This window comes from Staphylococcus caseorum, from assembly GCF_049943195.1.
In the GTDB taxonomy this organism is placed as follows: Bacteria; Bacillota; Bacilli; order Staphylococcales; family Staphylococcaceae; genus Staphylococcus; species Staphylococcus equorum_A.
This window is the reverse complement of record NZ_JBNFUA010000001.1, coordinates 2245801-2267696: the sequence shown is the minus strand read 5'-3', so window position 1 is coordinate 2267696 and position 21896 is coordinate 2245801. Positions and strand designations below refer to the sequence as shown.

Annotated in this window: 17 protein-coding genes, 2 tRNA genes, 1 riboswitch and 1 other annotated feature (1 of these 21 running past the window's edge); of the genes, 1 reads left to right on the top strand and 18 read right to left on the bottom strand. The window is 35.7% G+C overall.

The features are described 5' to 3' along the window. Positions 1-394: 394 nt before the first annotated feature. The 9 genes from ACP3TL_RS11540 to ACP3TL_RS11500 all read right to left on the bottom strand — a co-directional run bounded on the left by ACP3TL_RS11540 (position 395) and on the right by ACP3TL_RS11500 (position 9609). The gene (locus tag ACP3TL_RS11540) at positions 395-1195 is read right to left on the bottom strand and encodes an MBL fold metallo-hydrolase (protein ID WP_141714420.1); all 801 of its coding nucleotides are present in this window, start codon (positions 1193-1195) and stop codon (positions 395-397) included. 538 nt (positions 1196-1733) lie between these two features. Continuing rightward, complete coding sequence (locus ACP3TL_RS11535) at positions 1734-2513, bottom strand: two-component system regulatory protein YycI (RefSeq protein WP_021339330.1); 780 nt, start codon at positions 2511-2513, stop codon at positions 1734-1736. Continuing rightward, positions 2514-3854, bottom strand: coding sequence for a YycH family regulatory protein (locus ACP3TL_RS11530; protein ID WP_285326551.1), 1341 nt, complete (start codon positions 3852-3854; stop codon positions 2514-2516). Beyond that, positions 3844-5676, bottom strand: a complete 1833-nt coding sequence (gene walK / locus ACP3TL_RS11525) for a cell wall metabolism sensor histidine kinase WalK (RefSeq protein WP_069817302.1) — start codon at positions 5674-5676, stop codon at positions 3844-3846. The genes ACP3TL_RS11530 and walK overlap by 11 nt, the downstream gene beginning before the upstream one ends. A 12-nt stretch (positions 5677-5688) precedes the next feature. Next, the gene (gene yycF, locus ACP3TL_RS11520) at positions 5689-6390 is read right to left on the bottom strand and encodes a response regulator YycF (protein WP_069832340.1); all 702 of its coding nucleotides are present in this window, start codon (positions 6388-6390) and stop codon (positions 5689-5691) included. Positions 6391-6816: 426 nt separating this feature from the next. Beyond that, on the bottom strand, positions 6817-8223 hold the full coding sequence (locus ACP3TL_RS11515; protein ID WP_069832339.1) for a DHA2 family efflux MFS transporter permease subunit: 1407 nt from the start codon (positions 8221-8223) through the stop codon (positions 6817-6819). Between the two features lie 367 nt (positions 8224-8590). Beyond that, the gene (locus ACP3TL_RS11510; RefSeq protein WP_069817306.1) at positions 8591-9052 is read right to left on the bottom strand and encodes a MarR family winged helix-turn-helix transcriptional regulator; all 462 of its coding nucleotides are present in this window, start codon (positions 9050-9052) and stop codon (positions 8591-8593) included. A gap of 402 nt (positions 9053-9454) precedes the next feature. After that, positions 9455-9527, bottom strand: a tRNA-Asp gene (locus ACP3TL_RS11505). Positions 9528-9534: 7 nt separating this feature from the next. Further along, a tRNA-Glu gene (locus tag ACP3TL_RS11500) sits at positions 9535-9609 on the bottom strand. Positions 9610-9895: 286 nt separating this feature from the next. On the opposite strand from ACP3TL_RS11500, the gene ACP3TL_RS11495 reads away from it, so the two are divergent. Next, complete coding sequence (locus tag ACP3TL_RS11495; protein WP_069832338.1) at positions 9896-11110, top strand: macrolide family glycosyltransferase; 1215 nt, start codon at positions 9896-9898, stop codon at positions 11108-11110. Between the two features lie 108 nt (positions 11111-11218). On the opposite strand, the gene ACP3TL_RS11490 is transcribed toward ACP3TL_RS11495, so the two are convergent. From ACP3TL_RS11490 to serS, 9 genes are all read right to left on the bottom strand, one after another. Then, a complete protein-coding gene (locus ACP3TL_RS11490; protein WP_069832337.1) occupies positions 11219-12502 on the bottom strand; it encodes an adenylosuccinate synthase in 1284 nt (427 codons plus the stop codon). A gap of 289 nt (positions 12503-12791) precedes the next feature. After that, on the bottom strand, positions 12792-14195 hold the full coding sequence (dnaB, locus tag ACP3TL_RS11485) for a replicative DNA helicase (protein WP_069817312.1): 1404 nt from the start codon (positions 14193-14195) through the stop codon (positions 12792-12794). 30 nt (positions 14196-14225) lie between these two features. Continuing rightward, positions 14226-14672 (bottom strand): 50S ribosomal protein L9, encoded by a 447-nt coding sequence (gene rplI / locus ACP3TL_RS11480; RefSeq protein WP_057511524.1) that lies wholly within the window; start codon positions 14670-14672, stop codon positions 14226-14228. Next, positions 14669-16636, bottom strand: a complete 1968-nt coding sequence (locus ACP3TL_RS11475) for a DHH family phosphoesterase (RefSeq protein WP_285326559.1) — start codon at positions 16634-16636, stop codon at positions 14669-14671. The genes rplI and ACP3TL_RS11475 overlap by 4 nt, the downstream gene beginning before the upstream one ends. A gap of 14 nt (positions 16637-16650) precedes the next feature. Then, positions 16651-17577 (bottom strand): DUF2232 domain-containing protein, encoded by a 927-nt coding sequence (locus ACP3TL_RS11470; protein WP_176722982.1) that lies wholly within the window; start codon positions 17575-17577, stop codon positions 16651-16653. A 305-nt stretch (positions 17578-17882) separates the two neighbouring features. Next, complete coding sequence (gene metX, locus ACP3TL_RS11465; RefSeq protein WP_069817318.1) at positions 17883-18851, bottom strand: homoserine O-acetyltransferase MetX; 969 nt, start codon at positions 18849-18851, stop codon at positions 17883-17885. A 60-nt stretch (positions 18852-18911) separates the two neighbouring features. Continuing rightward, positions 18912-19012: riboswitch (SAM riboswitch) on the bottom strand. 128 nt (positions 19013-19140) lie between these two features. Beyond that, positions 19141-19470: an AzlD domain-containing protein gene (locus tag ACP3TL_RS11460; RefSeq protein ID WP_069832335.1), complete on the bottom strand. Its 330-nt coding sequence runs from the start codon at positions 19468-19470 to the stop codon at positions 19141-19143. After that, entirely contained in the window at positions 19467-20162 is a 696-nt protein-coding gene (locus ACP3TL_RS11455) for an AzlC family ABC transporter permease (RefSeq protein ID WP_285326564.1), read from the bottom strand. The genes ACP3TL_RS11460 and ACP3TL_RS11455 overlap by 4 nt, the downstream gene beginning before the upstream one ends. A 328-nt stretch (positions 20163-20490) precedes the next feature. Next, positions 20491-21774, bottom strand: coding sequence for a serine--tRNA ligase (gene serS, locus ACP3TL_RS11450; protein WP_069826406.1), 1284 nt, complete (start codon positions 21772-21774; stop codon positions 20491-20493). Between the two features lie 67 nt (positions 21775-21841). Then, positions 21842-21896, bottom strand: a binding site (T-box leader); it runs 140 nt beyond the window's last position.

The following is a 21896-nucleotide window of genomic DNA, read 5'->3' as shown; positions in this document are numbered from 1 at the left end:
ACATCTCTGGATAACTATGTATAATTCCGTGGATAAGTACGAGGTTGTCTTACATACTTATTCACAGGATTTACATTTTCTTCATACTATCTTTGCTGAATCCTTACTACATACCCATTCCACCAATTGTTATAATTATCCGTCAATTGCATATAGCTATTTTCACTTAAGACATAGGGTTGTATGACCATATATTCCTTCTTTTATCGAGTAAATTTTCCTATATAAATCCTCCCATTAAATGTTTTTCATCTAACATGTATGCTAGAAAAATGTAAAAAAACCGATACCTCCTATTGAGATATCGGCTAATTCGCTTTAATATTGATCATGGATTACAGTAGCTTCCACTACTACATTAAGATAATCTGAATTTCAAAGAAGTTAAGATTATCTATAATGTATATATTGGTGTTGCTTTGGCTTTATCGGTATCGCATAGCAATACTTCTTTTTCTGTGTCGATGTCATGATCATTGAGCACTTGTCCAACGCTCATGCGTGCCAAGTCTTTCATGTTGTTGTCTTGTGATAAGTGAGACAGGTAAATGCGTTTTGTGCTGCCTGTGATGACGTCTGTCATTGCTAAGCCTGCATCTTCATTTGAAACATGTCCCATATCACTAAGTATACGTTGTTTCGTCTTCCAAGGGTAACCGCACATGCGTAACATATCCACATCGTGATTACTTTCGAAGATAAAGGCATCACTACCTTGAATCATGCCTTTCATACGGTCTGAAACATAACCTGTATCTGTTAAAATCGTGAATTTCTTATAATTATTATGGAAAATGTAGAATTGTGGATCTATGGCATCATGTGAAACATTAAACGATTCGATATCAAATCCAGCAATTGATTTTGTTTCATATGGATTAAAAATGAATTTCTGATCCATTGGAATCTTACTGTCTTTCTTTTCAATAGCTGTCCATGTCTTTTCGTTCGCATAAATCGGCAAACCGTATTTACGTGCTAACACACCTAGACCTTTAATATGGTCAGTATGTTCATGTGTAACTAAGATGCCGTTTAAATCTTTAATTTGTTTATCTATTTGTCCAAATAGCTCTTCCATTTTTTTCCCTGTCAAACCCGCGTCGACAAGAATACTACCTTTATCACTTTCCACATAAGTGGCGTTCCCTGTACTGCCACTCGCCAATGCGCTCATACGTATCAAGCGATTCACCCTTTCTAATCTATTGCTTCTATTACTTATGGGGCAGTCTCCGGTTTATGTGCCATCAACATGCCCTCTGTCTAATTATTTATTATAATATAGTAATTTATCTAAAGTTTTGAGAATATGAAACGAGCTCTTTTTCAAAAATTGGCTTAAGCTATCTTCAAAATTATAAGTATATGATACTCTAATGAACTGTTTCATACTTCTTTAATAACTCTCATTAACAGTATTTAATTTTAACATACTTTTAGCTTTCAGCATGTCCAAATTGTTTATTTAGATACTAATCTATCTTTTAAATTCCATTAATCACATTCTAAAAAGTTATTTAATGATTATGCGTAACTTGTAAAAATTTTTGACGAGACACCTGATGAAACAACACGAGTCGAAGACTACAGACTAAGGCAGTGCCCGCGGAAAGCGTGCATAAAAAAACTGTTGACAAAGTCGGAGACTTTGTCAACAGTCTGAGCACACTTTACTCAAAAGGGTGTGCGTTTTAATTTCATTCTCATCTTATCCACAGTTATCCACAAGATTATTCTTCAATAATTTTCGGACTGTCTGCTACGGCTTCGACATAATATGTTTTAATCTTGTCACCGTGTTTTACTTTGATTTCCCAGTTGGCTTCAAGCACTTGAACGTTCGGCTCTTTAACAACAGTATAATAGCCCAGTCTTGCATTGGTTACTTCGTCGTTGCGTTTGAGATAACGATTATAGTAAAGATCTTCGATGGCACTTCGCGCTGTGTTCACTTGCTTTTTATCGTTATTCGTACCTTCTGAGGGCTCGATAGATTTCATAGCAGTTTGTTCATAACTTGAAGCTTTGCCATCTTCAACGTTAAATTCCAATTTTGCTCTACTATTATTCATAATTGGATAATCATTATATGTTTGTTCAAATGTAACTTTTTCATCATCAATATGGCTCATTTCGTAGTCTTCACCTTTATAGACGCTGCCTTTGACATACGATTTGAGGTCGGTGAATTGATCATTACTGATGTTAATTGGGTCACTAATATCACCTTTGGCTACTGCGCCTGAATGCTCGCTTGTAATACTTGGACGTGTCTTCGCATAAGATGAGAAGTCATTCGATCTTGCTGTCAGTAATTGCATTTTCAAACCATTCACACTTGGGAGGTTTTCTGGAATTTTAATTTCTTCTTGTTTAAAATTCACTGCATTTTCGTCTTCACTATCGCTGATTTGTGATTTATTCACTTTATCCACGTAGATAATAATCAGGCTAATGTTGACTAGAATAAATACGATAATAAATAATGTTTTTGCGCGTTTCCAGTTCATTTATTCTAGCCCCCCATCGTTGTATGCATGCCATTCGCCTTTATACTCTACATACCATTGTGGTTTGAATTCACTATTACGTTGAATTTCGATGTCGCCACCGTCATCTTTGTGATCCGTGTTGTAACCAATCGTCATGTTTGTTACTTCTTCAAAGTCGATTTCAGGATTATTTGCCAGTTCTGAACGGACTGTTTCAGCACCTGGTAAATCTATTTCGTCTTCACCGCTGTCTATCGTGACATTTGATTTTAACAATGCACGTGCATAGCTGAAGACGCCTTTGTCGCTCCATGAGACTTTAATATTATTCAAGCCGTCATCATTGAAGGTTGGACGGCCATTTAAGAACATTTGATATGTCAGTTCGCCGCCTTTATTATCTGTGCTGAACAGTCTGTAATCGTCTGTAAAGCCACCATGATTGTTGATGTAATCATAAGTACTTGGAATACTGTCTTGCATGTTTGTTGAACGATCCTCATCTTCTGAGAGATTCGTGTAACGATATTTTTCATTATCTTCACTGTAGTTGGCGACGCCGGTGTTGTTATTGTATGTCGCTGTACCGCTTTTCGTGCTACGTACGACTACAGAGTCATTGAAGAGTATAGAATTCATCGTATCGACACTAATGCGATTGTAAATCGTGTGGTATGATTTTAAACCTTTAGGTGCCTTCGGTGCAAAGATATGCGTAGCCTTATCGATAGTATCTTTATTCGTAATAATCTCTGTATATGGCTTCATACTTTTCTGTTGTTCTTTCATTTGTTTAGCAAATGAACTGATCTTCGCCGTCGTCGTCATACGAACGACGTTATGACGATCTTTACTAACAGCATAGAGTTTAACTTTGCCATCTTGATTGTCATCAATTAATAAACGGTCGAATTTAAAGTTATTTGGTACTTTGGCATCGATGTTTAATACTTGGCCTAAATAGGTTGCTAGTGGCATGTCATAACTGAAATCCAGTACTAAAAATTCATCGCTTAAGTCTGGAATAATCAAATTATGATTACTATGCATTTGTTCGGCATGTAATACACGTTGGTTTTTCAAGGGACTAATCGTCTGTTCGACGTTACTACGTGTCGCTTCCATACCTTCTGTATCTTCACCATTAGAGTGAATGATTTGATACGGTGCAACAACTTTACTCATGCCTTGCTCGAGCGGTTTACCTATCGTATTCGCTTTCGCATCTTTATTACTACTATCTTGTTGATCTACACTCGTTAAGTCTGGTGAAAAGTTCCACGTCATGTATGTCAGCACAACACTCATTAACACTAAAAGGTATAGGATGATGGATTTGATTAACTCTTTACTCCGCATCCCAATCACCATCTTCTAGTACTTCACATGGCAGTGTAATGAAGATTGATGTGCCTTGTCCTTCTACACTGTTTGCCCAAATGCGACCATTATGTGCTTCAACAATTTCTTTGGAAATGGCTAAGCCTAAGCCTGTACCACCCATTTTACGTGTACGTGCTTTATCCACACGGTAGAAACGGTCAAAGATTTTATCTACTTTATTAATCGGAATACCAATACCATTATCTTTCACACGTATTGTCATACGATTGTATAACGCGTTCTGTTTCACGTGAAACTCTACACGTTTATCGCCACGAGAATACTTCATCGCATTGGTAATGACATTATCAAATACTTGTGTCATCTTATCTGGATCGATTTCTGTAAAAATCGTATTATTAGGAATTTCACGAACAAATGTCGTTTCTTTATCGGACATTTCGTGACGGTTAATAATTTTGTTGATAAACATATTAAAGTCTATGATTTCTTTCGTAATTTGATCGGATTCGTTATCCATTTTAGATAATTGTAAGAGGTCATTTACGAGACGTATCATACGTTCTGTTTCTTCACGTGTTACGGATAGGAATTGTGGTGCAAGTTCTTTATCTTCCCAAGCACCGCTTTCTAACGCTTCGATATAACTGTTCATAGATGTCAGTGGTGTACGTAATTCATGTGAAACATTTGCTACGAACTCACGACGTTCACGTTCTACTTGTTGTTGTTCTGTAACGTCATGTAGTACGGCAATGTAACCTGTCACAAATCCTGTTTCTTGAACGATTGTACTAAAGTTCACACGTGCAATAATGCCTTCGTTTTCATTAATATCTAATAAGAAACTATCATTATTCTCTTGAATTTCATCTAAAGAGAATTCTTCCTCTAATTTAAGGACGTTTAACATGTAGTCTCCGATAATATCTTCTTTTAGTGAGCCCATCATCGTCAATGCCATATCGTTAACAATACGCACACGACCACGGCGATCGGTCGCAATAATACCATCACTCATATGGGTGATAACTGAGTCTAAACGACGTTTCTCACTTTCGGTATTCGCTTGTGCTTCTTGTACACGTTTCGATAGATTATTAAAGGCAAGTGCCAGTTCACCAATCTCATCGTTACCGTATATTTTTACGCGTTGCGTATAGTTACCTTTAGACATCTCTGCGGCTTGGTTACGCATATCTGTAATAGGTTTCGTAATTGTACGCGCAATGAAGAAACCAAGGATGACAGTAATTAATAAGGAAATCCCTGTACCAACAATAAAGATTTGGTTGATGCTGCTAAGTTGTTTAAATACATCGTTAATATCCGCTTCGATATAGACGTTGCCTATTGTTCCGTCATTCGATGTTTTAACTGGTAAGTTATATACCCACACACGTTGTTTGCCGTTACCGTAATCTTTTAACACGGTATGGCTATTAATTTCGCCTAAAGATAAGGCTTTTTGGATAGAGTTATCGTTCGCTTTTTGATTTATTAGACTACGCGTAGACTGCTTTGAAGTGGCCATAATAATCTGATCTTTATCAATAAAGCGGATTTCTTCTATTTCTTGTCTATTCGCATACTCATTTAATAAGTTTTGAACTTCTTTTTGAGCATTAACCGAATTGTCTTCGTCATAGACTTTTTCTATATTAATTTCGATTTGTTTCGCGTATTGCGAAATATTATTTTTAAATGTTTGTGTTAATTCTTTTTCTAGACTATTGGTAAAATATAAACCGATAATTTGCATACCGATTACAATGAGCAACACATAGACAATAACAAGTTTCGTGTGTAAAGACTGAAAATATTTAAGCCATTTCATTTATAAGCGTCCCTAGTCATGTTGTTGGATGAAATATCCAACGCCACGACGAGTTACTATATATTCTGGATGAGATGGATCATCTTCGATTTTTTCACGTAAGCGTCGAATTGTTACGTCTACTGTACGCACGTCACCAAAATAGTCATAACCCCAAACAGTTTGCAATAAATGTTCACGTGTCATTACTTGACCCATATGTTTAGATAAGTAATGGAATAATTCGAATTCACGGTGTGTTAAGTCAATTTCCCCACCACATTTTTTGATAGAGTATGCATCTGGATAAATAACAATGTCTTTAATAGAAATTTCATTGGATGCATTATCTACTTCTTGTGCTGGTTGTGAATAATGACGACGTAAGTTTGCTTTCACACGTGCAATTAATTCGCGTGTACTAAACGGTTTTGTTACATAATCATCTGCACCAAGCTCAAGACCTAATACTTTATCAATTTCTGAGTCTTTTGCTGTAAGCATAATAATCGGCATTTCGAATTTTTTACGTACTTCACGACATACTTCCATGCCGTCACGTCCTGGTAACATAATGTCTAATAACACGATGTCGGGTTCTTCTTCATATATTAAATCAACTGCATCGTCACCGTCGTAGGCACAAAATACTTCATAACCTTCTTTTTTTAGGTTAAATTCTAAAATATCAGCAATTGGTTTTTCATCATCGACTACAACAACTTTTCTAGCCATATTTATAAACCTCATTTCTAAATTGTAGTACGTTCATTTTTAAAAATTCTACGTCTTTCTCTCTAGTATAATTTACCATTTATAACCTATTAATTCTATTTTTCTAAATAGAAAATTATATTTGTATATTGTAAAATTATAACATTGTTCGTATTAAATGGGTACTTATCGATAAATCATAGATGCATCAAGTGTAAACAATATCAGCGTATCAATCGAACTTCTTGCCTATAACCCATATACAGCCTACATTTAACCTTCATTTTAAGAAGCATGTAATACGCATACATCATCCATACCAAAATCAAAAAAAGTGATACATATATGAAGTAACGGTCATGTATTCAGGTTACAGCGGATAATGATTCATTCGCTCTAATTTCTACATGTATGCGTCGCTCATTTATATGTATCACTTATTATTTTTTAGATTGTTTTCGTTTTTTTAACAAATAGAGACAGTATAAATCCAATTATTGTTAAACCTACTATAAAGAAGAAGGTATATTGGACACCGTGTGCTAGTACAACTTCTTGTGCAGCATTTGGGTTAGTTGAACCGAATGACTTCATTGCCGTTGTATAAATTGTAATGGCAATCGCTGTACCAGCAGAACCGCCTACTTGAATTAATGTCGTAATCGTTGCTGAACCATCTGCATAAAGTTGATGTGGCAACTGATTTAAAGCATTGGTTTGTGCTGGCATCATAACCATGGATATACCAAAGAATAGCACCATGAATGCGAGAATGATTGCCCATACAGGTGTAGACGCTGAAATCATGAACGCAAATGAAATTGCTGAGATAAACATAAGTACAAAACCTATAATACCAAAATATCTCGCGCCGAAGCGATCAAATAGTGATCCTATAACTGGCGACAATACTAAGTTCACTGCGTTACCTGGTAATAAGATTAAACCAGCGACAACAGAACTAAATAATAGCGCACCTTTTAAATAGAGTGGTAATAAAATACCTGTAGATAATATACATAAAATCGTTATGAACACCATTGCCGAACCTAATATAAACATTGGGTACTTAAATACACTTAGGTTAAGCATCGGTGAATCGATTTTAAACTGACGCACGATGAAGATTGCTAATCCAATGAGACCAATCAATAATGGTAACCAAACGATTACATCTGTAAACGCCGCTTCTGCCATTGAACTTAGTGAGAATACAAGACCTGCGAAACCAATCGTCGATAAGAAAATCGATAAAATATCAATTCTAGGTTTCGTAATTTCACCAACATTTTCAACATGTGAAAATGCCATCAATAATACGACAATATATAAAATTGCGCTAATCCAGAAGATGAAGTGCCAACTTGATGCTGAAATAATAATACCTGATAACGTCGGCCCAAGTGCTGGACCTGCTGTGATAACAATTCCCATAATACCCATCACTGCACCACGTTTTTCAATTGGGAAGATTAACATCAGTACGGTCATCATAATCGGTAACAAAATACCTGTACCTAATGCTTGTATAATACGTCCTAACAATAACAAACCAAAGTTAGGTGCAAGCGCGCCTACGATGACGCCTAATAAAGATAATAATATGCCTGTAATGACTAGAGACTTTGTATTAAACCATTTGATTAAATACGAAGATGCAGGAACTAAACAAGCCATGACGAGTAAATAACCTGTTGTTAACCATTGTACAGTTGCTGCTGAAACTTGAAAATCAGCCATGATATCTGTTAAAGCCATATTTAATGCTGTTTCACTAAACAGACCCATAAATCCACCAATCATTAATACGAGTGCGTACATTTTTGGATTTTTCACTATTACTTGTATTGCCATTTTATATACTCCTTTTTATGGTAAACGAAGTATAAGTATAATTAAGAGATAATAAAGTGAGTGTTGCCTTGAAGTACATATTCAAGTGTATAGCAATCGTGCTTGGTCGCTCATTTTTATTAAATTCATCTCCACGCTTTACTACTTATTACTATATTTCCATTTCATTTTAATCTATATAAATTGAACATCGGTTTAGTATCACCCAGGAAATAATTTAAATCATGATGATAGCAAACAGCGTCCGCTCGATATGAACTTACTTACTGTACCAAATTTTTTAAAATAATGTCAACCTAGTTGACGAATTTATTATCAAAAAAATTAAGCATCAAACAATTGCTTCTATTGCCTGATACTTAAGTATCTATTTAGTATTTATTTCAATATCTTCTAAATGCCAATCTTGCTGTAGTACTTGTTTAAGTTGCTCTAACTGTGTACTACCAATCATTGTTTCTATATGCGAGACGAGTTGTAATTTATGTTCTACATACTGTTCAAAACACTGCAGACCTAATGTAGTTAAGTTTACGCATTTTTCTTTTTTATTGTTGGGCACAGCTTCAACTTGAACGACACCTTTGTGCTCTAATTGTTTGATTGCTTTATGAATAGCTTGGCGTGTAAGATGAATTTTTCTAGTAAGTTCGGCAAAAGTTGGTTTCTCATAGTTAATTTTATCAATCAGATACCATTCTGAGCTGCTAAAGTGAACATCTTGTATTTGCTCTGAAGTTGTGGATTCCAAGGTTTGTCTAAGCGCACTGTGGCGTTCACTAATTAAATCTATGAGATCCAATCCCTCTATACTTTTATCATTTGCCATACTTACACTCCTCACATTAATTTCATATGATGCTATGCCAATAAATGCTCATCGTCACTGGGACATCTCGTTATGTTTATGCTGAATATTGATATTGGTCTACCATATACTCATTTATCATAAGCAATTTTTTTATCAAATTCAAATTAAGCTCATTTTATAGCTTCTATATGTAATAACACTAGTATAATCAAATGATAATTAAAAAAGCTGAGACATATATACATGTCTCAATCTCAATCATTATATTGGCAGTGGCTGACTGTATTAAAAATGCACTTATACCAAGTTATTTTCAACTCTAGTCAGCTTTGCCAGGGTGGGACGACGAAATCTTGTTAAAAACATTAGATTTCTGTCCCACTCCCAAAAAAATGCCCATCCTATTGGATGGGCATTATACGGTCTCGACGGGAATCGAACCCGCGATCTCCTGCGTGACAGGCAGGCGTGTTAACCGCTACACTACAAGACCTAAAACATGGTGACTCCTACGGGACTCGAACCCGTGTTACCGCCGTGAAAGGGCGGTGTCTTAACCGCTTGACCAAGGAGCCTGTCTTAAGCACAAGTTAAATTATACCAAGTCTCTAGAAGGAAGACAAGCTCTTTTTTAATTTTATTAGTATAATTTTCTATATTAATTGTATAAAGTTAGTATTTTAAGATTTATTTTGAAAAAACTGCTATAAAGCCATTAATGAAAATGCAAAAAACTTCAAATTGATTCAATGCCATGTAAATAATTTATATTTTAAAACAAAACTATTCAACTTAAAATCTTTTTTGTTTTCAAAACTTTTTGCTAAACTTGTGTAATAAAATATATTAGGAGGCTTACCCTTGGCAAACGCATTATTTATCAACTCAGGATCACCCGGACATTTTAATCCAACTATTGCAGTATGTAAAGAACTCGTTGAACGCGGTGAAAACGTCGTTTATTATATATGCGATAAATATAAAGAGAAATTAGCTGGTACAGGTGTAGAAGTACGCACGTTACCTACTGATGCTATACTCGATCGTTTTAGATCTTATGGTCAACATCATTTATATAACGTAATGAACGGTTTATTGAAAACTGCGGATATCATTGTGCCTCAAATTTTAGAAGAAACGAAAGATGAGCATTATGATTATATGATTCACGATTCTATGTTTAGTTGTGGTCATATCATTGCCCAAAAATTAAATATCCCTTCAATATCTTCTATTACATCATTTGCACATAGTAAACAAAGTTTTAATGCATTTACAGAAAAATTAACAACAATGGTTGATGCCAATGAAATTAAACAAGCAGATGAAACATTTAATGAATTGAAACAACATCTTGAATCTACATATAACGTTGAGGTGCCTTCACGCTTTGAAGTGATGAATAATCCTGGAGATTTTAACTTATGTTATGTAATGAAAGGTTTCCAAATGAATTATGACCTGTTTGATGCGCAACGTTATGTCTTTACTGGTCCTTCAGTCATTCAACCGCAACCCTCTGGATTTATGGATGACATTGATCAAACACGACCAATCATTTACATTTCTTTAGGAACTATTTTTAATCAAAATATCGCTTTTTTCAATAAATGTTTTAAAGCATTAGCAGACATCAATGCATCAGTCGTCGTTTCTATCGGTGAAACAAATCATCTCAACGATTTCGATGAGGTACCGGATAATTTTATAATTAAAAACTATGTACCACAAACTGAGTTATTACAGCATACAGCGTTATTCTTAACACATGCGGGCATGAATAGTACGAACGAGGCAATGATGATGAATGTGCCAATGCTAGCCTTCCCAAAGAGCGCAGACCAACCTATGGTAGCTAAACAGATTGCAGACTTAAATTTAGGTCATCACATTGATGCTGAGACCATTACGCCTGAACAATTAAGCTGTGCTGTATCAGAAATGTTAGAAAATCAAATGTATTATCAAAGACATATCGAAAAAGTAAAAAACGTGCAATCTGTCGATGAAACGGGTTATGCATATGCAGTAGATCAAATACTCGCTTTTCGCAATAAAGTTTGCCAATTCAATTAAATAACAATTATTTATAAATAAAAATACCTTGTAGACGCATCCTTAATGGTGAACGCTACAAGGTATTTTTTCATCATTAGACTAGCAGCCTAACTTGGTATTACTTTCCTACCATAAAGATTTTAATAAGTTTGTTTGATTACGGTCTGGACCTACTGAGAAGATTGAAATCTTCACATCACATAGCTCAGAAATACGTTCTAAATATCTACGTGCATTTGAAGGTAATTCTTCTAATGAACGACAACCTGTAATATCTTCAGCCCAACCTGGTAGTGCTTCAAAGATTGGTTTACAACGATTTAAGTCTTTCAAGTTTGCTGGGTATTCAGTAATTTCTACGCCGTCTAATTCATAAGCTGTACAAATTTTCACTTCTTTAAGACCAGTCAATACATCAATAGAGTTGATTGATAAGTCTGTGATACCACTTGCACGACGAGAATGACGTAATACGACTGAGTCAAACCAACCGATGCGGCGTGGACGACCAGTTGTTGTACCGTATTCACGGCCAACTTCACGGATATGGTGACCATCTTCATCGAATAGTTCTGTTGGGAAAGGACCATCACCTACACGAGATGTATATGCTTTACATACACCGATAACTTTAGATACGAATGTTGGACCAACACCGCCACCTACAGTAACGTTACCTGCTACTGGGTTACTTGAAGTTACATATGGGTATGTACCGTGATCAAGGTCTAACATAACGCCTTGAGCACCTTCAAATAATACTTTTTCTTCTGCTACAAAGGCATCATCTAATACTTTAGCAGTGTCTACTACGAAAGGTGCGATACGTTGCCCTGCAGCGTAATATGTTTCAAAGATTTCATCAAAAGTTGGGCATGCTTTACCAAACATACCTTTGAAGTAATCATTTTTATATTCAATGTTATTTTTTAATAATTGTGCAAATGTTTCTTTGTCCAATAAATCTGCCACACGGATACCGATACGTTGCGCTTTATCTACATAAGCTGGGCCGATACCTTTTTTCGTTGTGCCAATTTTATTGTCTCCACGGCGTTCTTCTTCATATTCATCTTGTTTTAAGTGATAAGGTAAAATAACTTGTGCACGATTAGAAATACGTAAATTATCTGTTGAAATACCTCGTTCATTTAAAGCATCTAATTCTTTTAATAGTGCAACTGGATCTACGACTACACCATTACCAATCACTGATAATTTTTCTTTATAAAAAATACCAGATGGTACTAAGTGCAATTTATAAGTTTCTCCACCAAATATAATTGTGTGGCCCGCATTATTACCGCCTGAAAAACGTGCAATAACATCTGCTTGTTCTGCTAGAAAATCCGTAATTTTACCTTTACCTTCGTCTCCCCATTGTGTCCCAACGACTACTATTGATGACATATGAGCACCTCCAAGTTTTTCTCAATTAACCAATGAGTATTCTACCAATACCACAACGATATTGCAAACAAAAATCGAACATTGATTTTTCGTCATTTTTCTAATTCTCATCAATATTCAAACGCTACAATAAATGCAATAAACATAGTAACACCAATGTTTTCATTGTATTTTACATTAAAAAAAGATACATACTTACATTAAGATTCAAGAATAAAATACAAACAAAAACCGTACAATAAAACAAAAGTTTGTATTATTGTACGGAAAAATTAATTTTATCTTTTTTCTAACCCATCATATCTGCATGGGCATAATCTATATCTGTAAACTTATTATATTGTTTCATAAAGTGAAGCTTCACAGTTCCTGTAGGACCGTTACGTTGTTTGGCAATAATAATTTCGATATCACCATTATCATCATTCGTTTGTGGTTCATAGTTCGTGTCATCATCGTCTTCTTCATCTTCGCCTTGATTGTAATAATCATCACGATAAAGGAAGGCAACGATATCGGCATCTTGCTCAATCGAACCAGATTCACGTATATCACTCATCATTGGTCGTTTGTCCTGACGTTGTTCAACGCCACGTGATAGCTGACTTAGTGCGATTACGGGACACTCAAGTTCTCTGGCAATTGCTTTTAATGTACGAGAAATCTCAGAAACTTCTTGTTGTCTGTTGTCTGAAAAACGTGAACCACTACCTGAAATTAATTGTAGATAGTCGATCACTATCATGTCTAGGCCGTGTTCTTGTTTCAAGCGTCGACATTTTGAACGAATATCTGTAATACGGATACCTGGTGTATCATCAATAAATATCTTCGTACGCGATAACTTACCTACTGCAATTGTAAAACGATTCCAGTCTTCTTCAGTCATTGCACCTGTTCTTAATCGGTTGGAATCGACGTTGCCCGAACTACAAATCATACGTGTCGCTAATTGGTCAGCACCCATCTCAAGTGAGAAGATACCAACTGAATAATTACGTTCATTTGTAGCTACTTTCTGCGCAATATTAAGCGCGAAGGCAGTCTTACCTACAGAAGGACGGGCAGCTAAAATAATCAAATCATTACGGTTAAACCCTGCTGTCATCTGGTCTAAATCACGATAACCTGAAGGAATACCTGGTGTCTGACCACTGTTTTGATCTAATAATTCTGCCGTCTCGTATACTTCACCAAGTACGTCTCTAATGTCTTTGAATCCATCACTTTCACGTGTGGATGATAATTCCAATATGCGACGTTCCGCGTCGTTTAGTATTACATCTAGTTCCAGTTCATCATTGTAACCATCATTCGCAATACTATCAGCTGTTTGTATTAATTTACGCTTGGTTGCGTGTTTAAATACGATTTCTGTATAGTACTGAATATTACGTGTGGTTGGCACATTACTAGATAGTTCAGCTAGATATTGTGGACCGCCCGCTTCATTCAATCGTCCTTCTTGCGACAATTGATCCATGATTGTTACCACGTCAATATCTTTGTTATCTTCGTTGAGGTTCATCATGGCTCTAAAGATGTGTTGATGTGCACCTCTATAAAAGGACTCGGGAAGTAATACTTCCTGAGTTGTGTTGATCAATTCTGGATCTATGATAATGGCACCTAAGACAGACTGCTCAGCCTCATTACTGTGTGGCATTTGATTTTGTTCATACATTCCATCCATTACGATTACACCTCATATCTCAATCCGTTATTATTGTTCAACTGTGTGTACACGAATAGTACCTTCGACTTCTTTGTCTAATTTAACTGGCACGTTTGTGTAACCCAATGCATGGATACCATTTGGTAAGTCCATTTTACGTTTATCAATCTTGATGTCGTGTTGTTTTTGTAATGCTTGCGTGATTTGTTTTGTACTTACTGAACCAAATAATTTGCCGCCTTCACCTGTTTTAGCAGATACTTCGACTTCAATATTACTTAATTGTTCTTTCAATTGTTTAGCGTCTTCAATTTGTTGTTGACGCTCAGCTTCAACTGCTTTATTTTTTTGTTCTAATTGTTTTAAGTTACCTGGTGTTGCTTCCACCGCATAATTTTTCTTTATTAAGAAGTTATTTGCATAACCTACTGGTACGTCTTTAACTTCGCCTTTTTTACCTTTACCTTTTACATCTTGTGTGAATATTACTTTCATGAATTTTCACTCCTACTCATTTGTTCTGTTATAGCTTGTTGTAATTTTTTAATTGCTTCATCGACAGTCACATCTTTCATTTGTGTAGCTGCATTTGTTAAATGACCGCCACCGCCAAGTGCTTCCATTGTTAATTGCACATTAACTGCACCAAGTGAGCGGGCAGACATACCTATGAGATTATCTTCTCGTCTCGCTATTACATATGAAGCCTCTACACCATCTAAACTTAACAGTTCATCGGCAGCTTGTGCAACTGTAACAGGATGATAGATTTTGTCGTTAGAGCCATGGGCAATTGCTACCCCATTCTCTTGCAGTTTCACCGTTTGAATCAACTCAGTACGATTGATATACGTATCAAGATCATCTTTCAAGAAATGCTGAGTCAATATCGTATCGGCACCATGTGCACGTAAATAACTTGCGGCATCAAATGTTCTAGACCCTGTGCGCAATGTAAAGTTACGTGTATCTACGATGATACCAGCAAACATAACTGTTGATTCTAAACGTGTCAGACGTTGTTCTGTCGGTTGATACTCTAGTAATTCTGTAACAAGTTCAGCTGTCGAACTTGCATAAGGTTCCATATATATAAGCAATGGACTAGAGATAAAGCTTTCACCACGTCTATGATGATCAATCACGACTTTACGGTTTGCTTTATTTAAAATATTTTCATCAATGACCATTTCAGGTTTATGCGTATCTACGATGACTAATGTAGTCTTAGATGTCATAATATCCCATGCTTCATCTGAAGTAATGAAACGATCTTTTAGTTCTGGCTTTTCATTTACTGCATCCATGACACGACGTAACGTTGGATCGATATCTGATTCATTTAATACAATGTAGGCATCTAAATTATTCATCATTGCAAAACGGGATACACCAATTGCTGCACCAATCGCATCTAAATCAGGACGTGTATGTCCCATAATGATTACTTTGTCGCCTTCCATCAAGATATCTTTTAAAGCATGTGAAATCACTCGTGCTCTTACACGTGTGCGTTTCTCCATTGGGTCAGTCTTACCGCCATAGAAGCGTACATTACCATTCATGCTCTTAATCGCTACTTGGTCGCCACCACGACCGAGCGCTAAATCTAAGCCTGACTGAGAAAGTTCACCCAGGTCGACGAGATTTTCAGAACCTTCGCCGACACCAACACTTAATGTAAGTTGGGCACGGTAACCAACACTTTTTTCACGGAGCTGACTTAAAATACTAAAATTAGATTCTTCGATATCTTTTAAAATACGTTGATTTAAGTACGCCACAAATTGATCAGAACTATAACGTTTGAAATAAATGTTATATTCTGTCGCCCATCTACTGATTACACGTGTAACCATAGAGTTGATTTCGGACCTTTGTGTATCGTTCATATTTTGAGTGATTTCATCGTAGTTATCTAAGAATAGTGTCATGATAATCGGTTTAGATTCTTCATATAATTCTTGCGTTTGAATTTCTTCTGTAATATCAAAGAAGTATAAAACATGTTCTTTTTCAGAATAGCGAACGCGATAATGGTATTCATTTTCTTTAATTTCAATTTCTTGTGTTTTTTCTAATTGCTTTAAGATATTAGGATATACTTTGTTTACTGGGTCGGAAATGACATTACGATCTAATCGTTCCGACATAAAATGGTTCATCCACTCTATGTTTTCATTTTCGTCTAAGATAATCATCCCAATAGGTAAATTCTTAATTGCGATGTTGCTACCTTCAGAAATATGACCACTCAGATCATCTACATAGCTATCTAGTTTTTGTAAAGCTTGTCTTACCAAAAATACTGTCCCTATAATTATAACCACTAAGACAATCGCAGCGATGCCTGCCATAATTTGGTTGAAAACGAACCATATTACAACAAGCACAATTGCTGTGAGCGCCATTATGATAAATGGCAAGAGCAAGGCTTTTTTAGTGGATTGACGATTCATTTTTCCACCTCAAATCATTTTTTAATGATACGTTTTAAGTTAATACATAAATCTATAACACCCAGGAGGCTTACAATATGTGTAAGTGGCATTAGAATTGTCCCTATTGCCATTAAAATCACAGTAAGTGTGAGCGGCATTGATTTTGCCTTTCCGAAAAAGTGAATCACACTTAACCCCTGAATATACATACATAATGATAACACAATTTCGAAGTTTAATACGATACTTTGGAACGCACTCGGTTCGGCAGTAAACATAACACAAAGTAGGACAATCATATACATCCATAGCAATGAACGCTTCATTTGCCACGCATATAATGGTTTGAATATTGGTGTAGCAATTTTGAATTTACGTAAAATTGGAAAAGTAACTAGTAAATTGATTAATATAAGTATAAATACTGCAATGATTACAAAACTTGGTAACTGAACTGATAATTGACGGAATGTTTCTTCAAACATTTGTTTATAGTCTGCACCAACACCTACATTAGAAATAAAATAATGTATTTGATCTTTCACAGGTTTCATTAATGTTGTTGATGTTGGTATTTTATCAAATGTTTGTAATGCCATAAATGCAATTAACGAGATCATACTCACGTATGTAGTTGTAATATAAAGTATACGCTCTTTAGATGTACGTTCTTTTAATAATTGGCCAACAACGAAACTCACTAAGAGTACAAGGACCATGATACTTAATACGAATATATTACCTAATAAAGTTGTTAATACAACTGTTACGACTGCTGTTAAACCAAATGATTCTACAGACTTATGCCATAAAATAATGCCTGGAATTGTCGCAAACAAACTCAATACAAGCCCAAGCGGTGGTAATATATGTAAAGCTAAAGCTACTACGACTAGCGTGATTATACTAAGTATAGTTGCCTTAGGATATATTTTTGAAAACAAATTCGCCACTCCCATACTATTTTTGATTATAACTTTTATTTTAACCTCTTTAAAACTTTTATACAATTATTGCCAACTCATTTCTATAGAAGTTAAACATACGCTACACATTCAACTATTCGAAGATAAACTAATATTCATCCTTTCAGTTGATATTAAGACAGCTAAATCCCCTATTACTTCACAAGATCACAGCTATTTCCATGTGTTTTCCTAGAAAAAATAGGACCTACAAAGCAGTCAGTATACTTTGTAGGTCCTATTGGTTATTCTGATTCTGCTGTGTCGTCCTAAATTAACATTCTATAGTACAGTCACGCTCATTTACGCTTGATTTTATAAACCTTTAAGAAATGGTATAAATTAGGTGCCCAATCATTAAAATTAACTAAAAATCCATCATGCCCTACATTGTCAGGTACAAAGAAATGTTTATGGTATTTGAAGCGTTGGCCAACTGCATAAACAAGATCATCAGGATAAAGTAAGTCATCCGCAAAGCCCATCGTCATCATCTTAGTATCCAGTCTGCTGAACACTTCGTCCACGTCATCACGCCCTCTATCCACATCGTGGCTGTCTAAGACGTCAAGCAGTGTTAAATAACATGCATAACTAAAGTGTTTCATAAACTTATCGCCTTGGTGCCTTTGATATGCAACCACTTGATCTGGCGAGAAGCGTTGTTCATAACTTTTAGACGAACGGTATGTTAAGAAGCCGAGTTGTCTTGCGATACTCATACCTTGTTCATGGTCTAAATGAATCGCTTGTCTCGCAATTTCATTAAATGCACGACTATATGAAGATGTTCTCTGTGTAGCAGCAAGTATAACTGCTTTATCAACCTCAAATTTACGGTTATATAATAACTCTACTGCTTGCATGCCACCTAAAGAGCCACCTATAAGTATATTAATACGTTCAAAACCTAAATGCTCAATACCTAATTCAATTGCACGCACAATATCACGCAAAGTCAGTTGTTCTGGGAAGTCTTCATCCGTAAGCGCAGAACTAGAGCCAAATGGACTACCAATTACATTGAAAGTTAAAAACTGATAATCATTAATCGGCATATAACCACCATCAATAATACCTCTCCACCATCCAGGTTGTTCATTTGTGCCATATGTTAAGTGATTTCCTGTCAAAGCATGACACACGACCACAAGAGGTTGACCTTTCAATCCAACATGTTCGTAACGTAATTTTAAGTTTGAGATCGTTTCTCCTGACTCTGTTGTAAATGGTCCTAATTCTAATGTATCAACCGTATAATTCGTCATGACTTACCTCCTACTTAGTAAAAAAACTCCTCACTATTCAATAAGTAAGAAGTTGAAAATTACTTATCATTCGACTATATCGTTGGTTTTAGCACCGTACTTTATTTAGCCGGTTGCTGAAGCATCATTGGGCCAAATCCCTTAGCTTCTCGGAATAAGATTTATTTTAATTGTATTGCACTACATTACTACTATTGATGTTCCAACAATTCATTCATTTTTAAAAAATGTCGGAATTTTCTAATTATTGTCATTCTAACGGATAAAATGATTTACATCAATGAAATAATTAAAATACCCATCTTAATGCAGCCATAATAATAATGCCACCTATGATTGTAATTGTTAAACTACGTGTGATAACTGCAATCACTATTGTCGGGACCATCGTAATTAGAAACGGCACATTAATGCTATAACCCATCATGCCATCTTGTTGTTCAATCAAACCATCAATAACTAAAGCAGTAAATAACGTGATTGGTATAAACGACAACCATTTTACAACTCTTTCAGATAGTTTAATTTTAGATATAAGTAAAAACGGTATAATCCGTGTAAACCATGTCACAATACCACAAAGCAAAATAATAATAAGCATATGCGTCGTTGTTGTCATCGTTCCATCACCACCCCTAGTCCAGCTGCTACTGTAGAAGCAAGAATAATTGCCACGTAAGACGGCATAAAGAGACTTAGAAGAAGCATCATCACAATTACAGTAATGATCAATACAAAATACGTCTTGATGCGAGAGCGTTGAACTGATTCAAACTGTGACACAGCTAAAAAGATAAACATCGCAGCAATAGCGAAATCTAAACCTAACGTCTCTGGGTTGTTTATGTATTTTCCAAATATAGCACCAATAACACATGCAAATGTCCAAAACAAATAAGCTGTGATATTTAAACCATGTAACCAACGATCGTTAATTTTTTCTCCTTTAAGATGTGGCGTAATTGCTACACCAAACGTTTCATCTGTAATAAGCGTTGAAAGTCCTATTCGATTTAATAAGCCGTATGATTGGTAACTCGGTGCAAGCGTCATACTTAGTAGAAACATTCTGGAATTTACGATAAATGCTGTTAACACAATCGCAGAAATCGGTGTACCTGCGATGACTAATGCACAAATGACGAATTGTGCAGCACCAGCATATACAAGTAAGCAGAGTAAGATAATTTCAAGCAAACTAAATCCTGAGGCTACAGCAACAATTCCAAAAGACAACCCTATCCCAGCGTACCCTAATAATGTAGGAACACATTCTTTCACACCTTGCTTAAAAGTTACATGCGCTTCCATTACCTCACTCCTTTCATTTTCAATTTTTAAAAACAATAGCTTAAGTTTAATATAAATTAGGCGTTTTATTCAATCACTTTAGCATTCCGTTTGTGTGACGGAAGAAAACCCTCCGTTTTAAAAAGCTTATTTAACAACATTCTAAACCTTTCTTAATCTTATGAAATATTTTAGACTTACCTGTTATTTTTCACATGAAAAACCATTGATGTTACTTACATAATTTTATAAATCCACTTAATTTTACCCCTCCCCCACCCCACCTCGATATAAATAAAGAGCGCAACAAAGGTCTTTGCTACGCTCTTTTAGTCATACTTATTTAATTTTATTTTACAGGACGAATCTCTGTTTTACCGCCCATAAATGGAACTAAAGCATCTGGTATTGTAATAGAACCATCTGCGTTTTGATAGTTTTCAACGATTGCTGCAAATGTACGTCCCACTGCTAACCCACTACCATTTAGTGTATGCACTAATTCTGGTTTAGCATTTTTATCACGTTTGAAACGGATATTCGCACGACGCGCTTGGAAGTCAGTTATATTTGAACATGAACTAATTTCCTTATAATCATTATAGCTTGGTAACCAAACTTCTAAGTCATATGTTTTACTAGCTCCAAATCCAATGTCACCTGTACACAGATTCACACGACGATAAGGTAGCACAAGTTCTTCTAAAATCGCTTCTGCATGATTTGTCATTTCTTCAAGCGCATCCCAAGAATCTTCTGGTTTTTCAAAACGAACCATTTCAACTTTGTCGAATTGATGCAATCGAATCAGACCTCTTGTATCACGTCCGGCTGAACCCGCTTCACTACGATAACATGCTGATTGTGCTGTGAATTTAGCCGGTAAGACATCAGGACCTATAATTTCATTACGGTAATAATTCGTTAACGGTACTTCAGCTGTTGGAATTGTGTACAGCCCTTCTTTTTCAATTTTGAATAAATCTTCTTCAAATTTAGGTAATTGACCTGTTCCATACATTGAATCAGCGTTTACTAATTGTGGTACCATCATTTCTGTATAACCATGCTGTGTTGTATGTTTCGTTACCATATAGTTCATTAACGCTCTTTCTAATTGTGCACCTTCACCAGTTAAGAAGACAAATCTAGCACCTGATACTTTAGCACCACGTTCAAAGTTAGCCATTTTTAAATCTTCTACAAGATCCCAATGTGCTTTTTCTTCAAAATCAAAGTTTCTTGGCGTGCCCCAACGTTTAAGTTCTACGTTTTCTTCATCTGACGCGCCTACAGGAACATCATCTTGAATTATATTCGGAATACGAGACAATTTATCATTAAGGTCTCTGTCTGTTTGGTTTAAATCGTCATCTAAGACTTTAATTTCATCTCCAAGTTTACGCATCTCTGCAATAACGTCATCTGCATTTTCTTTGTTACGTTTCTTCTGAGCAATCTCTCCACTTACTTTGTTACGTTGCGCTTTCATTTCTTCAGCTTGGCTAATTAATTGGCGACGTTTTTCATCTAATGCTAAAATATCGTCAACTACTTGGACATCCATACCACGCTTTGTTACTTTTTCTCTAACTAAATCAGGTTCGTTACGGAATAATTTAATGTCTAACATATCGCATTCATCCTTTCAATTTTTAAAAATGTTTGGATAATAACACAAAAAAGACCACATCCCCTCTACAAGGGACGTGGTCTACGTGTTGCCACCCTATTTAACAGCCTAATTAGACTGCA

Excerpts from the sequence above, each read along its gene's own strand:
- ACP3TL_RS11535 (WP_021339330.1), bottom strand. The coding sequence starts at position 2,513 with ATGAACTGGAAACGCGCAAAAACATTATTTATTATCGTATTTATTCTA.
- ACP3TL_RS11530 (WP_285326551.1), bottom strand. The coding sequence starts at position 3,854 with ATGCGGAGTAAAGAGTTAATCAAATCCATCATCCTATACCTTTTAGTG.
- walK (WP_069817302.1), bottom strand. The coding sequence starts at position 5,676 with ATGAAATGGCTTAAATATTTTCAGTCTTTACACACGAAACTTGTTATT.
- yycF (WP_069832340.1), bottom strand. The coding sequence starts at position 6,390 with ATGGCTAGAAAAGTTGTTGTAGTCGATGATGAAAAACCAATTGCTGAT.
- ACP3TL_RS11515 (WP_069832339.1), bottom strand. The coding sequence starts at position 8,223 with ATGGCAATACAAGTAATAGTGAAAAATCCAAAAATGTACGCACTCGTA.
- ACP3TL_RS11510 (WP_069817306.1), bottom strand. The coding sequence starts at position 9,052 with ATGGCAAATGATAAAAGTATAGAGGGATTGGATCTCATAGATTTAATT.
- ACP3TL_RS11490 (WP_069832337.1), bottom strand. The coding sequence starts at position 12,502 with ATGTCATCAATAGTAGTCGTTGGGACACAATGGGGAGACGAAGGTAAA.
- dnaB (WP_069817312.1), bottom strand. The coding sequence starts at position 14,195 with ATGGATGGAATGTATGAACAAAATCAAATGCCACACAGTAATGAGGCT.
- rplI (WP_057511524.1), bottom strand. The coding sequence starts at position 14,672 with ATGAAAGTAATATTCACACAAGATGTAAAAGGTAAAGGTAAAAAAGGC.
- ACP3TL_RS11475 (WP_285326559.1), bottom strand. The coding sequence starts at position 16,636 with ATGAATCGTCAATCCACTAAAAAAGCCTTGCTCTTGCCATTTATCATA.
- ACP3TL_RS11470 (WP_176722982.1), bottom strand. The coding sequence starts at position 17,577 with ATGGGAGTGGCGAATTTGTTTTCAAAAATATATCCTAAGGCAACTATA.
- metX (WP_069817318.1), bottom strand. The coding sequence starts at position 18,851 with ATGACGAATTATACGGTTGATACATTAGAATTAGGACCATTTACAACA.
- ACP3TL_RS11460 (WP_069832335.1), bottom strand. The coding sequence starts at position 19,470 with ATGACAACAACGACGCATATGCTTATTATTATTTTGCTTTGTGGTATT.
- ACP3TL_RS11455 (WP_285326564.1), bottom strand. The coding sequence starts at position 20,162 with ATGGAAGCGCATGTAACTTTTAAGCAAGGTGTGAAAGAATGTGTTCCT.
- serS (WP_069826406.1), bottom strand. The coding sequence starts at position 21,774 with ATGTTAGACATTAAATTATTCCGTAACGAACCTGATTTAGTTAGAGAA.